The organism is Phytohabitans sp. LJ34 (assembly GCF_052068095.1).
In the GTDB taxonomy this organism is placed as follows: domain Bacteria; phylum Actinomycetota; class Actinomycetes; order Mycobacteriales; family Micromonosporaceae; genus Phytohabitans.
In genome coordinates, this window is sequence record NZ_JBQHDG010000006.1 from 157,097 (window position 1) to 170,098 (window position 13,002).

A 13,002-nucleotide genomic window follows, 5' to 3' on the forward strand; every position below is an offset into this window, starting at 1 on the left:
GAGGTACCCCGCGCCTACGGCCGCCACACGATCAGCGACACATCGTGGGAACGCTCGGCGAACCGCCCCGGCGGCGACGCCGAGCGCAGCAGCGCGCGCAGGTCACGCTCGAACTCGGCCACCCGCTCGCCGAACAGGTGCGGCGCCGACCAGGACAGCGAGAACACCGACGCCACCACCTCGTCGACCGACCGCACGTGCACCGCGCCGCCGCCGACCGGCAGCACCTCCGGACCGGTGTAGCCGGCCGCCCGCATGACCTCCGCCTCACCGGACGGCGTGCCCTGCGGCAACAGGCCGGTGCCGGCCCGCCGCACCGGCCCCAGGTACCGCTTGACCAGCGCGTCGATCGCCTCGCGCGGCGGCTCGGGGTGCGGCAGCGGGCCGTCGCCGGGCGCGCTGAAGTGCGTCTTGGTGTCGACGTGGACCCAGGCGCCGCCGGGGTCGAGCATCCCGCGGACCCGCCGGGCCACGAGCGGACGATCCATCCAGTGGAACGACTGTGCGAACGTCGCCACCCGGAACGTGCCCAGCCCGGCCGGAAGCTCCTCGGCCCGCAGCTGCCGCCACTCCACGCCGTCGGCACCCGACCGCCGCGCCTCGGCGATCATGCCGGGGTCGGCGTCGACGCCCACCGCGCCCGCGAACAGCGGCGCCAGCAGCAGCGTCACCGTGCCCGGCCCGCACCCCACGTCGAGCAGCCGCCCGCGCCCGTCGAGCCCCAGCCCGTCGCGGAGCACCTCGGCGATCCGCGCCGGGTAGGGCAGCCGGCCGGCCGCGTAGTAGCGGGCGCTGCCGGTGTAGAGAGCCTCGTTCACCCGCCGAACCTAAGCCAGATCCCGTCCCCCCGCGCCCCGATCAGCTCCAGGTTTCCGTCGCGTACCTGGAACGTCGCGTCACCGGCGAGGACCCGCACCAGGTCCGGCGCGCAGGCGGAGGTCGCCGGTGCCGCGCCGGTGAAGTGGATCCGGCCGCCGGCCACCCCGTCCTTCGTGTACCTGCCACTCACCTCCTCGCACCCGGTCGAGCCGGTCAGCGTGCCGTCGCCGGCGAAGAACAGGTAGCCCGCGCCGGGCGCTGGCGACCGCTCCCCGCCGGCCACCACGCCCCGCACCTCCCAGCGGTTGTCGGTGAGCGTCAGCCCGGGGTCGACGATCGGCTCGTCGCCGCAGGCCACGCAGAGGAAGGCGGCGGCGAACACACCGGCGAGGCGGGGCGAGCGCATGGGTCTTCGACGGGCCCGGCCAGCCGGCCGTTCCCCCGCCGGTACGGTGATCGGATGGACGACGACGGCAGGCACCCCGACCTGGTCCGGCTCGACGTGTTCGTGGGCCGCTGGACCGTGCGGCCCACGGTGGCGGGCCTCGGCGCCGGGTGGTGCGAGTTCACCTGGGTGGAAGGCGGCAAGTACCTGCGCCAGTACGCGGACGCCGAGATACCGGAGACCGCGCCGGCCGCCTGGCGGGAGGGCGCGCCGTTCCCCACCACCGCGCTCATCGGCCTCGACGACACCACCGGCCGGTACACGATGATGTACGCCGACGGGCGCGGCGTGCACCGCGTCTACCAGATGACGTTCGACGGTCGCGTGTGGACGGTGTGGCGCGAGGCACCCGGCTTCAACCAGCGCTTCACCGGCACGCTCGGCGACGGCGGGCGGGTCGTCGACGGCCAGTGGGAGATGTCCCGCGACGGCGAGACCTGGAACGTCGACTTCGGGCTCACGTACACCCGGGAGGGTTAGCGGCCGCCGCCGATCACCGGCTTGACGTCGACGACGGGCGTGCCGTCGACGGCCTCCAGGTCGCTCACCCGCACGCGCGGCAGGTCGACCGCCAGCACCCGCACCCGGTGCAGGCCGACCGGGTTGGGCCGGTCCTGCGAGCGCGTGCTGAAGACGCCGGTCAGCGGGTTGGCCGGGTCGTCGCGCGGGTGCACGGCGAGCACGTCCCGCCGCGCCACGTGCAGCCAGGTCAGCACCCACACGTCGGCGCCGGCGGCCAGGTCGCGCAGCCCGTCGACCACCTCGGGCCGGAACGCCAGCGTCGCCTCCGGCGCCCCCTCCACACCCTGCTTGGGCGCCGCGGCGGGATCCACGAGCGGCGACTCCACGTACCCGATGGGCTCGATCTCATAGCCGGACGTCATGGCCGCTCATTCTGCCCGGTGCCGCCCGACCGGGCGGCGATCCCGCCACGTACGATCACTGCCTTACCGGGCGAAACAGAAGGAACTCCGGCGTGTCAGTAGAACAGGTGCTCGACAGCCACCGCACAGCCGACCAGGCACCCGAGGAGCACACCGAGGCGAGACCACCCGCGTGGCGGCGCGGCGTCTCGGTCGCGGTCACCGTCCTCGCCGGCGTCCTCGTCTTCGCCGCCTTCGTCGCACCCGGCGACCTGGAGCTGCTGCGCCCCGGCATCCTCGCCCGGATACCGGTGGAGGCCCTGGTCGGGTGCGTGGTGCTGCTCCTGCTGCCGGCGACGCCGCGCCGGGCGGTGGCGGTGGTCGCCGGCGCCACCTTGGGACTCCTCGCCGTCGTCCGCCTGCTCGACATGGGCTTCCTCTCCGTGCTCGACCGCCCGTTCGACCTCGTGCTCGACTGGGTGCTGTTCGACGACGCGCTGGTGGTGCTCCGCGACTCGGTCGGCCAGGCGGGCGCGGTCGGCGCGGTCGTCGGCGCGCTCGTGCTCGCCTTCGCGGTGCCGATCCTCGTGACGCTCTCCGTCCTGCGACTGTCCACTGTGGCCGGCCGCCACCGCACCGCCGCCGCCCGCGCGGTCGGCGTGGTGGCCGCCGCGTGGGTGGCCTGCGCGGTCGCCGGCGTGGAGGTGGTGCCGGGCCAGCCGGTCGCCGCGCGGGACACCGCGGTGCTCGCGTACGACCACGGGCGGCAGCTCGTGACGAGCCTGCGCGACCGCGAGGAGTTCGCCGGCGAGGCGGCGGTTGACAAGTTCCGGGACACCCCGGGCGACCAGCTACTGGGCGGCCTGCGCGGCAAGGACGTCGTGCTCGTGTTCGTGGAGAGCTACGGCCGTGACGCGGTGGAGGACCTCGAGTTCGCCCCGCGGGTGGGCGCGCTGCTCGACGACGGCAGCCGCCGCCTCGCCGCCGCCGGGTACGGCTCGCGCAGCGGCTGGCTCACCTCACCCACGTCGGGTGGCGGGAGCTGGCTGGCCCAGTCCACCCTCCTGTCCGGCCTGTGGGTGAACAACCAGCAGCGGTTCCGCACCGTGACCTCCAGCGACCGGCTCACGCTGACCGGCGCGTTCGGCCGGGCGAGCTGGGAGACCGTCGGCGTCATGCCGGGCATCACACGCGCCTGGCCCGAGGGGCGCTTCTACGAGTTCGACCGGATCTACGACGTGCACGACCTCGGCTACCACGGCCTCGGCTTCAGCTGGGCCACCATGCCCGACCAGTTCACGATGCTCGCGTTCGAGCGCCTGGAGAACGCCAAGCCCGCCCACCCGCCGCTGATGTCGGTGATCCCGCTGGTCTCCAGCCACGGCCCGTGGACACCGCTGCCCGCCTGGCTCGACTGGGACGAGGTGGGCGACGGCTCCATCTACATCAACGACGCGCGGGTCGGCGACACGCCGGAGGAGGTGTGGAAGGACCCGGCCCGGGTCCGCACGCAGTACCGGCTCTCCATCGAATACTCGCTCAAGACGCTCATCTCGTACGTGGAAAACTACGGCGACGACAACTTGGTGATGATCTTCCTCGGCGACCACCAGCCGGCCCGGATCGTGACCGGCCCCGACGCCACCCGCGACGTGCCCGTGTCGATCGTCGCCCACGACCCGGCCGTCCTCGACAAGATCTCGTCGTGGGGCTGGCAGGACGGGATCAGGCCCGGCCCGCGGAGCCCGGTGTGGCGGATGGACGCCTTCCGGGACCACTTCCTGACCGCCTACTCACGGTGACGGCAGCCCGGCCGGGGCAACCCGCCGGCGGCGCCCATCCCACGGCCAGGCCGACACCCGTTCAGCTCGCGCCGCCAGGCCGACACCGCCTCAGCTCGCGCCGCACGCCCAGGCCCCGACACTCCGCTCAGCTCGCGCCGCCAGGCCGACACCGCCTCAGCTCGCGCCGCACGGCCAGGCCGACAGCGCGTCAGCTCGCGCCGGACGGCCGGGTCCGGCGGCGCGGCGTCAGCTTTTGCGTGGGTGAGCGGCGAAGAACCGCCACACCAGGTCGGTCGCCACCACCCCCGCGTCCGGCGCGGCCATCGCACCCGCGGTCGCCCCGGGCCAGGAGTGCCCCATCCCCCCGATCGTGTACACCTCGACGTCACTCCCGTCCGCGCACCGCGCCCGGCTCAGCGCCACGTTCCGAGCCGGCCGCTTCGGCGCCGGTTTCACCTCGACGCAGCGCAACCGTTCCCGCCAGTTCTTGATGCCTGCCTCAAATTCGCCCGCGTAGCGGTCCTGGTCGCCGATGAAGGTGATCACCGAGACGGGACTCTTCGGCGCGTAGCTCTCCCCCGCCGGAAGCGCGCCGATGAAGCCGCCGCTCACCGCGCCGATCGCCGCGAAGACCCCGGTCGCCTCCACCGCCGCGCGGAAGCTGAGGTCGCCACCATTGGAGATGCCGGTCAGGTACACCCGGTCGGCGTCCACCTTCCACTCCCGCACAAGCTGGGCGGCGAGCGCGGTGAGGAAGCCGACGTCGTCGGCCTGTCCACAGCAGACGAACGCGTTGAAGCCGCCGTTCACCCCGTCCGGGTACGCGGCGAGGAAGCCCTCCCGCTCCGCGAGCGCGTCCAGGCCGACCATCTCACTCATCGACAGGCCGTCACCGGGGAACGGATGCAGCGCGATCACCAGCGGCACCGGCCGCGTCCCGTCGTAGCCGGCGGGCGCGTGCAGGCGGTAGCGGCGGGCCGTGCCGCCGTGGTCCAGGGTGAGCGCGTGCTTCCCGGGCGCCGGCCGCACCGCGGCGGCGGAGGTGGGCGGCGGCGCGCTCGGGGCCGCCTCGCCTCCACGGGGCGCCCCGCCGCCGCCGGGCGGCTCGTCACCGCACGCGGCGAGGGCGAGCAGCAGCCCGACTGACATCGCACCCAGAGCAGTCCGTCGCACCGGCATACCGTGCGTGACCGGTCACGCTGGGGTCAACCCTTTCGGCGAGCGCCGAACACCGGCAAGCTGCATGGATGATCACGTTGCGGCTCTCCCCCGCCGACCTGGGCCGGGTACGGTTCGGTGCCCGCCCGCACCCGGTCGGCGCGGCCGCGCTTGCGAGCCAGGTACTGCGCGGCGCCACGGTGCCGGGCCCGCTGCGGCACCTGCTCCCGGAGCGCGGGCTGCTGCCCGACTTCGTCACGCCGTACCAGGGTCTCGACTCGGTCGAGGCGGGCGTCGACGCGATCCGCTCCACACCGCGGCGGCGGGTGCGGGCGGACGTGACGCGGGCGTACGCCCGCCTACCCGCCACCCCGTGGCGGCGCCGGCTCGCCGACGGCGACCGCGAGACGGTGGAGCTGCTCGCGTCCGCGCTCGGCGCCTGGTTCGACACCGAGCTGCGTCCACAGTGGAACGCCGTCGCGCTCGCCCACCGGCGGTGGGTGGACCGGGCCGCCCGTCAATGGGCACTGTCCGGTGTGGACGGCGTGCTGGCCGGCCTGCACCCGTCGGTGCGGTGGCGCGCGCCGGTGCTCGAGGTGGACACCTGGTGGAGCGCCGACCTGGACGGCACCGGTGCGGGAGTGGTGCTCGTGCCCAGCCCGTTCGCCGGACCGCGCCCGCGCCTGCTGGTGGAGCGCGGGCGCCCCGCGTTGCTCGTCTTCCCGGTCGCGCCGCCACCAGCCGCCGGCGGAGACGCCCTGGCCCGGCTGCTGGGACGGACCCGGGCGGCGGTGCTGCGCCAGCTCGGCGAGCCGGGCCGCCACACGACGACCACCCTGGCCCGCGCGGCGGGCGTCAGCCTGCCCTCGGCGTCCGAACACACGGCCGCACTACGGGCCGCCGGCCTACTCACCAGCGAACGCGAAGGCTGCGCGGTCGTGCACCGCCTCACCCCGCTAGGCGTCGAGATGCTCGGCGGCGCCGGCTGACCGCACCGGCCCGCGCTCGACCGCGACCCCGCGGAGCATGCCCGCGGCCCGACAGGTGCCCGGCCTGGCGGGGCCGGGCCGGTCCCCCGCGGCCCGACGCCTGCCCAGCGGAGCATGCCGGTTCCCGCGACCCCGCGCGTGCCCGGCCGAGCGGGCCGGTCCCCCGCGGCCCGACGCCTGCCCAGCGGAGCATGTCGGCCCCCGCGACCCCGCGACCCCGCGCGTGCCCGGCCGAGCGAGGCCGGTCCCCGCGGCCCGACGCCTGCCCAGCGGAGCATGCCGGTCGCCGCGACCCCGCGACCCCGCGCGTGCCCGGCCGAGCGAGGCCGTCCCCGCGGCTCGGCGGGTGCCCGGCGGAGCGCCCGCACCGCGCCGGTGCCAGATACTTCCCGTTGACCGGCATCTATCCGGTTTTCGCCCGGCGGTCACGCGCGCGGCGCCGCGGACCGCGAAGATTCCTCGCAATCGATCCATCCGGATTGTGGGGAGGAACCATGCTCAACAGATCCACAGTGGCCGCCGTCGCCACCGCGGCGCTCGTGGCCATGGGGCTGGCGGTGCCGTCGCCGGCCGCCGCCGCGCCCAGCCGGGCGCAGCTCGCACTGCGCTGGGCGCCGATCCACCACCAAGACGTGGACGCCACCGGCACCCACGCGCTCAGCGGCCGCGCCGACTACATCACGCGCGTCGACTTCGACGGCGACCTCAACGGCCGCAACAACTGGGACCGCGCCGGCCAGTCGGGCACCTCGCTCGCCGCGCACGCGTACTACTCGGTGGCCGAGACGAGCACCCACTGGTACATCACGTACCTCTTCTTCCACCCCCGCGACTGGGTCGACCACCCGTTCTTCGAGACCGAGCACGAAAACGACGGCGAAGGGGTGATGCTCGCCATCGAGCGGGACGGCTCGGAGTACGGCGTGCTACGCGGCGCGGTGACCGTCGCGCACACCAACTTCTACTCGTACACGACGGCGGGCAGCACCTGGTCGGGTGGGCGGGAGAATGTTGACGGCACCCTCAACTTGGCCGCCTCACCGCACGACTCGTTCCTGCACCCGGTGACCGCGCAGGAGGCGCAGGGACACGGGCTCAAGGCCCACCCGCAGTACGCCATCAACGGCGACGGCATCGTCTACTACCCGTCCACCGTGGCCGAGACGCCGAGTGGCGGAAACGACCGCGACGTGCGCTACCAGCTCGTCGACATCTTCGCGGCCGGCGGCCTGTGGGCGGAACGCGGCAACACGAGCCTCTTCGCCAACCTGGGCACCTTCGCCGGCGACACCACCGGCGGCTGCGGCACGGGCACCTTCGGCTGCGGCACCAACTCGGCGAACGCCCCGTGGGGCTGGGACGACGGCGACGACCTGCCCGGCCGTGGCGAGATCGCCACCAACCCGGCCAAGCTCTCCGCCGAGTACTTCACGATCCCCGGCGGCGTCTCCCGCACCTACACCTACAACCCCTACGCCAGCGAGGCCGCCGCCCTCAGCGCCGCGGCGAAGACCGCGCCACGCGTCGTCGACTGACCGGACAGTCAGCGCGGCCGGGCGGCGACGCCCGGCCGCGTCCCGGCGCCGCCGGGCGGCAGACGGTGACAACCTCGAGTCGCGCCGCCCGGCCGTGAGGCCCAACCGCACAGGCGAGAGGCCCGCGACCGCACGGGACCGCGGCGGCGACTCGGCCGGCAGGGCCGACCCCACCCGCCGGTCTCCAGGTCGGACTCGGGCGGTAAGGCTCAGCGGCGGAATGCGGTCCAGGCCGCCACACCGAGCGCGGCGACGACCGCGCCGAGCTTGACCGCGGCGTGCACCGGCAGGACGTAGACGATGACGGCGACCGAAGCGGCGGCGAGGACGGCCGGCACGGCCGCCCAGACCACCCGCGACGGCGCCCGGCGGCCGCGCACGACCAGCGCGATCACGACGGTCAACACCAGCAGCGCCATCGAGGCGAACACCCAACCCTGGCTCACCGCCTCCGCCCGCCCGCCGGACACGGTCGGGCCGTCCTCCCGTGCGAAGAGCACCACGCCGCCCAGGACGACGAACACCGTCGCCACCCCGACCACGGCCACCCACGGCAGCCACCCCCCGGCACGGGCCGCCGCCGGCCTCTCCTGCGCCCCGGGCCACACCTGCGCGCCACCATCCGAAGGCGGGACCGGGTAACCAGGCTGCCCCCGGCCCGCCGGCCCGGCCGCACCTTGTCCCGGCGGCCACGCGGACGGCAACGGCGACGCCGGCGCGGCCGGCTCCCGCGCCGGAGGCCACGGCGACTCGGGCCCGGCCGCACCCTTCCCCGGCGCCCGCGACGAATCCGGCCCAGCCGCGCCCTCTCCGGGCGCCCGCGACGAATCCGGCCCAGCCTCTCCGGGCGCACGCCGCGACTCCGGCCCAGCCGTCCCCGGCGCCCCTTCGCCGGACGGCCGCGCGTAAGGCGACGGCGACTCCGGCCCGACGGTCCACGGCGCCCCCGGCGGCGAGGCGGCTGGTGCGGGACCCGGCGGACCGGACGCCGTCGCCGGGCGCGGCAGGGGCGCGGTCACCGGCGGCACGTCCGCCGGCGGGCTAGTGAGGTCCGGCGGAGCGCACACCGGCGGCTGGGCGGCTGGCGGCGGGACGCTCGCCGGCGGCAGCGGCGGGACCGGCGACGGCTCGAGCGGCACCGCCGTGGCCGTCGCGACCGGCAGGTGCGGTGCCGGCGCCGGTGGAGGCGGGCCGCTCCCGTCGCGGCCGACCCGCTGGAGCCGGGCCTCCCGCAGCGCCAGCGCCGACACCGCCAGGCTGGCGACCCCGGTGGCGACCTGGATCACGTCGGTCGTGGACGGCATCCCGCCAGTGTCCACTCTCCACCCAACCGGCGCGACGCCTCATCCGGGTTTAATCTGGGCGAGCTGCACCAGCAGCTGCACCATCCGGTACGCCTCGGGAAGGTCCGCCGCGCCGAAGGCCACCGTCCGGCCGCCCGCGGCGCGCTCCACGCCGGGCACCAGCATGGCCAGATCCACTGTGTACGGTCCGAACAGGTCGACCTCCAGCCGCACCGGGCCGGGCAGCACCAGCGGCCGCACCTCGGCGCGCCGGGAGACGGCCGTGGCCGCCGCCTCGCGCAGCCGTTCGCGGGCCTCCTCCGGGTGGAGGGTCTCGGCGGCGGACTGGCCCAGCGCGCGCTTGACCGGCACGGTCAGCGCGTCCGGCACCAGGTCCGCCAGCTCGGCGCAGGCCGCCTCGTCGCCGCTGAGCAGCACCACCGGCGCGCCGGCGTGCCCGGCCAGGGCCGCGTTGAGGCCGATCTCCCCCATGGGCCGGCCGTCCAGCCGGACGTCGAGCAGCGCGTCGCTGCTGGTGTGGGCGAGCACCGCGGGTCCGGTGCCGGCGCGGGCGTGGTATCCGACGAACAGCACCGCGCCGGTCGCGCCGTCGAGGCCGGCCATCATGCCAAGCGGGCGCGGCTTGCCGCGCACCAGCCGCACCCGCCGGTCGAGCCGCTCGGGCAGCAGGTTGCGGAACGGCCCGTGCGCGTCCGCCACCAGCACCGTGGCGGATGGCTCGGCGGCCAGCACGCCGGCGACTGCCGCGTTGACCTCCGCGGTCATCAGCTCGCGGCTCCGCTCGTAGTCGTACCCGCCGGGGTTCGTCTCGGTCGGGTGGACGATCCCGGAGACGCCCTCCAGGTCCGCGGAGATCAACACCCTCGGTGAACCAGCCATCCGCCAACCTTATGGCGGCGCCAGATACCGTCGGCGGGTGAGTCGATCAAGGAGACTGGCCGCCTACGGGCTGACGTTGCTGGCCCTGGTGGTCCTGTTCGGGCTGTTCATCGGGTTCCGGGACAACGGCGCACTGGTGGGTGCGCTGGAGGCGGCCGGGACGGTCGCGGCGGCCGGGTTCGCCGCGGTGGCGGCGCTCGGCTCGATGCGCGCGGCCGCCGAGAGCAGCGCCACCGCCCGCCGGTCGCGAGACGCAGGCCCGCTCGGTGCGCCCGCGGGTGTACCCGACCCTCACCCGCGTCGACGGCCGCGTCTTCGGCGCGGTGCGGTGCGGCACGGGACAGCCCGCCGTCGACGTGTTCGCGGTGTGGTCGCGCCCCGACCGCGGCCCGGTCACCTCGCGGGCGGCCCGCCTCGAGTCGGTGCGCTCGGACATCCCGCCCGACGTGGTCACCGAGTCCACCGTGGACCTCGACGTGCCCGAGTCCGCCGACCCGCGCGAGGCGGTGAGTCTGGTGTGGATCGAGTACTGGGACGGCGGCCGCGTCGGGCAGTGGCGGGACACCTGGGAGGTGGCCCCCGACTCGGGCACGCTCGTGTTGACCGACTCCGACCTGGTGGACTAGGCGAGCAGCATCTCGTCGACGTGGCGCCGCAGCGTGCCGTCGCGCAGCTGGGCGGCCAGGTCGGCGGGGAGCACCGCGGCGTAGACGTCCACATGCGACTCCAGCACCGCGAGGACGCCGGCGCCTAGGCGGGCCGCCGCCGCGTACACCTCCTCTGTGGAGGGACCGTCGCCGAGGCCGAGGCACGCGGTGAGGTCCCGGGCGTACCCGGGCGGAGCGACATGGACCGACAGCGCGGCTGTCAGCGCCGCGCGGCGGCTGGCCACCGCGGGCGCGGGGTTGACCGGTGCCAGCAGCGCGGGACAGGACCGGGCGAGGTCCTGGGCCGCGAGCCGCAGGCCGAGCCCGTCGCCGGCGTGGCGGGCGTTGGCCACCTTCGCCAGGTCGCCGAGGAAATGGTCCAGCTCGGGCACGCCGGCCGGGTGGGTCACCTCGGTGCGGTCGAGCCGGTCGCGCCACTCCTGAGTGGCGGCCCAGCACAGGCGCAGGCGCTGCACGGCGGGCAGCCCGAAGGCCCATTCCTGGGCCTCGTCGGGCTCGGCGCGCCACCGTTCGACGTCGCGCACCCACACCGAGACCCGCAGCGGGCCGTCGAACCAGCCGGCCGACTCGTCGCGCGGCCCCTCCGGCAGGAGCGCGTCGAAGTCGAGGTCGCTGTGCGGTCCTGAGTCGCCGCGCAGTCTGCTGCCGCACAGGAACACCGCCACGACGTCCGGCATGTCCCGCCGGATGCGTGCCAGTACCCGCTCGACCGTTCCGTCCATGTTGGTCATTATCTTGGTTGAGGATTGAACCATCCGCGCCCGCCGCGCGTGGTACCCGTACGCTAACGCGCAGCCCGACCGAGGAGGCACCGTTGTTCGAGGAGTTCATGGGGATTCCCGCCCATCCCCTGCTGATACACGCGGCCGTGGTCTTCGTGCCGCTGCTCGCTCTGGCGGCGGTGGCGTACGCGCTGCTGCCCTTCCTGCGCCCGCACATCCGGCTGGTACTGGCCGGTCTCGCGGTCGTCGGCCCGCTCTCGGCGCTGGCGGCGAAGCTCTCCGGCGACGCGTTCTTCGACCGGATGCGGGAGCGGGGCCGGGTAACCGAGGAGTTCATCCCGACCATCGAGCGGCACCAGGGCTTCGGTACGAACACGATGTGGGCGGCGATCGCGCTGGGCGTGGTCACGCTGGCCCTGGTGTACTTCGTCGGCCCGACCGGCGCCGTGGCTCGCACCGCGGGCGGCCCGGGCGGCACGCGGGTGGTGTCGCTGGCACTGACCGTGCTGTCGGTCGTGGCGGCCGCGTTCGCGCTGTACTACGTCGTCCGCACCGGCGACTCCGGCGCCAAGGCGGTGTGGGAGGGCCAGTGACCGACCGGTCGCCCAGGCACGGCTCTCCTGAGCGACCGATCAGTCAGCGGTGGCTCAGCCGCGACAGGCTGAGCCACCGGTCAGCAACGCGGCGGCTCAACCCGCGCCGGGTTGAGCGACCGGTCAGCAACGCGCCAGCTCAGCCCCGCCGGGCTGAGCGACCGATGAGCAAGGCGGCGGCTCAACCCACATCGGGCTGAGCGGCCGATCAGGCACACGCGGCGGCTCAACCCGCGCCGGGCTGAGCCGCCGCCCGGTGCTCCTGCGGGCTCACCCCACGCACCCGCTTGAACGCGGCGCTCAGCGCGAACGGGCTGCCGTATCCCACCTGCCGCGCCACCGCGCCCAGCGTCGCGTCCGGCTCGCGGAGCAGGTCGGCGGCCAGGGCGAGGCGCCACGACGTGAGGTATGCCATCGGCGGCTCGCCGACCAGGTCGGTGAAGCGCCGGGCCAGCGCGGCGCGAGACACGCCGAGCCGCCCGGCGAGGCCGGCGACCGTCCACGGGTGGGCCGGGTGGTTGTGCAGCATCCGCAGCGCCCGACCGACCACGGGGTCGGCCTGCGCGCGAAACCACCCCGGCGCCGACTCGGCCCGCGCGAACCAGGCCCGGAGCACCGCGATGAGCAGCAGGTCGAGGAGGCGGTCCAGGACCGCGGACTGGCCCTGGTCGTCTTTGGTGATCTCGGTGGCGAGCAACGGGACGAGCGGGCTGTCCCACTCGTCGCGGGCCAGCACGAGCACCGGCGGGAGCGCGCGCAGCAGCCGGTCGCTGATCTCGCCGGCGCTCTGGTAGGTGCCGACGAGCATCACCGACGCGCCGTCGTCGGCGTTGCCCCACGTGCGCACGCCGCGGTCCATCGCGACGCTCAGATCCTCGCCGTACAGCGTCGTGCAGCGCTCGTCCGGATGGATGATCACCTGCGGTGGCGTCGCCGGGTCGTCGGCCACCGTGTACGGATCCGGCCCGCGCACCACGACGACGTCGCCGGCGCGCGCCTCGACGGGGTCGCGGCCGGCGGTCATGAGCCAGGCGGTGCCGCGCGCGACGGCGAAGACGGCCAGCGGCGCGCGATCCCGCACGCGGACCGACCAGGGCGGGTCGAGCACCACGCGGAGCAGGAACGCCCCGCGGGCACGGGGGCCGTCGAGCAGACCGGCGAGCGCATCCACCCGCCCAGCGTAGACGATCGCGTATGGTCGTGCGCTCGTCGGCCATGGTCCGCGCGGACGCCCGCCGGTCCA

15 protein-coding genes are annotated in these 13,002 nt (G+C 75.2%); 6 read left to right on the plus strand and 9 right to left on the minus strand.

The window, feature by feature from the left end:
• Positions 1-14: 14 nt before the first annotated feature.
• Complete coding sequence (locus ACTMTJ_RS12905) at positions 15-818, minus strand: class I SAM-dependent methyltransferase (RefSeq protein WP_441216532.1); 804 nt, start codon at positions 816-818, stop codon at positions 15-17.
• Positions 815-1,225, minus strand: coding sequence for an META domain-containing protein (locus ACTMTJ_RS12910; RefSeq protein WP_441216534.1), 411 nt, complete (start codon positions 1,223-1,225; stop codon positions 815-817). Before ACTMTJ_RS12910 ends, ACTMTJ_RS12905 begins: the two co-directional genes overlap by 4 nt.
• Before the next feature lie 54 nt (positions 1,226-1,279).
• Between ACTMTJ_RS12910 and ACTMTJ_RS12915 the strand changes: the two genes are divergently transcribed.
• Complete coding sequence (locus ACTMTJ_RS12915; RefSeq protein ID WP_441216536.1) at positions 1,280-1,744, plus strand: hypothetical protein; 465 nt, start codon at positions 1,280-1,282, stop codon at positions 1,742-1,744.
• Here ACTMTJ_RS12915 and tsaA read toward each other — a convergent pair.
• Positions 1,741-2,148, minus strand: coding sequence for a tRNA (N6-threonylcarbamoyladenosine(37)-N6)-methyltransferase TrmO (gene tsaA, locus ACTMTJ_RS12920; RefSeq protein WP_441216538.1), 408 nt, complete (start codon positions 2,146-2,148; stop codon positions 1,741-1,743). The two genes, ACTMTJ_RS12915 and tsaA, sit on opposite strands and share 4 nt — an antisense overlap.
• 92 nt (positions 2,149-2,240) lie before the next feature.
• Between tsaA and ACTMTJ_RS12925 the strand changes: the two genes are divergently transcribed.
• Positions 2,241-3,929: a sulfatase gene (locus tag ACTMTJ_RS12925; protein ID WP_441216540.1), complete on the plus strand. Its 1,689-nt coding sequence runs from the start codon at positions 2,241-2,243 to the stop codon at positions 3,927-3,929.
• Between the two features lie 228 nt (positions 3,930-4,157).
• Here ACTMTJ_RS12925 and ACTMTJ_RS12930 read toward each other — a convergent pair whose 3' ends face one another.
• Positions 4,158-5,060, minus strand: coding sequence for an alpha/beta hydrolase family esterase (locus tag ACTMTJ_RS12930; RefSeq protein WP_441216541.1), 903 nt, complete (start codon positions 5,058-5,060; stop codon positions 4,158-4,160).
• A gap of 98 nt (positions 5,061-5,158) precedes the next feature.
• Here ACTMTJ_RS12930 and ACTMTJ_RS12935 point away from each other — a divergent pair, with 98 nt between their 5' ends.
• Both ACTMTJ_RS12935 and ACTMTJ_RS12940 read left to right on the plus strand, forming a co-directional pair.
• Positions 5,159-6,058 (plus strand): ArsR/SmtB family transcription factor, encoded by a 900-nt coding sequence (locus ACTMTJ_RS12935; protein ID WP_441216542.1) that lies wholly within the window; start codon positions 5,159-5,161, stop codon positions 6,056-6,058.
• Between the two features lie 494 nt (positions 6,059-6,552).
• A complete protein-coding gene (locus ACTMTJ_RS12940; protein WP_441216544.1) occupies positions 6,553-7,593 on the plus strand; it encodes a hypothetical protein in 1,041 nt (346 codons plus the stop codon).
• A gap of 209 nt (positions 7,594-7,802) precedes the next feature.
• Here ACTMTJ_RS12940 and ACTMTJ_RS12945 read toward each other — a convergent pair whose 3' ends face one another.
• From ACTMTJ_RS12945 to ACTMTJ_RS12955, 3 genes are all read right to left on the minus strand, one after another.
• On the minus strand, positions 7,803-8,897 hold the full coding sequence (locus tag ACTMTJ_RS12945) for a hypothetical protein (RefSeq protein WP_441216545.1): 1,095 nt from the start codon (positions 8,895-8,897) through the stop codon (positions 7,803-7,805).
• 39 nt (positions 8,898-8,936) lie between these two features.
• Positions 8,937-9,776: a M55 family metallopeptidase gene (locus ACTMTJ_RS12950; protein ID WP_441216546.1), complete on the minus strand. Its 840-nt coding sequence runs from the start codon at positions 9,774-9,776 to the stop codon at positions 8,937-8,939.
• 63 nt (positions 9,777-9,839) lie between these two features.
• Positions 9,840-10,010 carry a hypothetical protein gene (locus ACTMTJ_RS12955; protein WP_441216547.1) on the minus strand — a complete coding sequence of 57 codons (171 nt, stop codon included), beginning with the start codon at positions 10,008-10,010 and terminating at the stop codon, positions 9,840-9,842.
• Positions 10,011-10,042: 32 nt separating this feature from the next.
• Between ACTMTJ_RS12955 and ACTMTJ_RS12960 the strand changes: the two genes are divergently transcribed.
• The gene (locus tag ACTMTJ_RS12960; protein WP_441216549.1) at positions 10,043-10,402 is read left to right on the plus strand and encodes a hypothetical protein; all 360 of its coding nucleotides are present in this window, start codon (positions 10,043-10,045) and stop codon (positions 10,400-10,402) included.
• Here the strand turns inward: ACTMTJ_RS12960 and ACTMTJ_RS12965 are convergent.
• On the minus strand, positions 10,399-11,166 hold the full coding sequence (locus ACTMTJ_RS12965; RefSeq protein ID WP_441216551.1) for a hypothetical protein: 768 nt from the start codon (positions 11,164-11,166) through the stop codon (positions 10,399-10,401). The two genes, ACTMTJ_RS12960 and ACTMTJ_RS12965, sit on opposite strands and share 4 nt — an antisense overlap.
• A 92-nt stretch (positions 11,167-11,258) precedes the next feature.
• On the opposite strand from ACTMTJ_RS12965, the gene ACTMTJ_RS12970 reads away from it, so the two are divergent.
• Positions 11,259-11,759 (plus strand): DUF2231 domain-containing protein, encoded by a 501-nt coding sequence (locus tag ACTMTJ_RS12970; protein WP_441216553.1) that lies wholly within the window; start codon positions 11,259-11,261, stop codon positions 11,757-11,759.
• 226 nt (positions 11,760-11,985) lie between these two features.
• Here ACTMTJ_RS12970 and ACTMTJ_RS12975 read toward each other — a convergent pair whose 3' ends face one another.
• Positions 11,986-12,930: an AraC family transcriptional regulator gene (locus tag ACTMTJ_RS12975; protein WP_441216554.1), complete on the minus strand. Its 945-nt coding sequence runs from the start codon at positions 12,928-12,930 to the stop codon at positions 11,986-11,988.
• Positions 12,931-13,002: the final 72 nt, after the last annotated feature.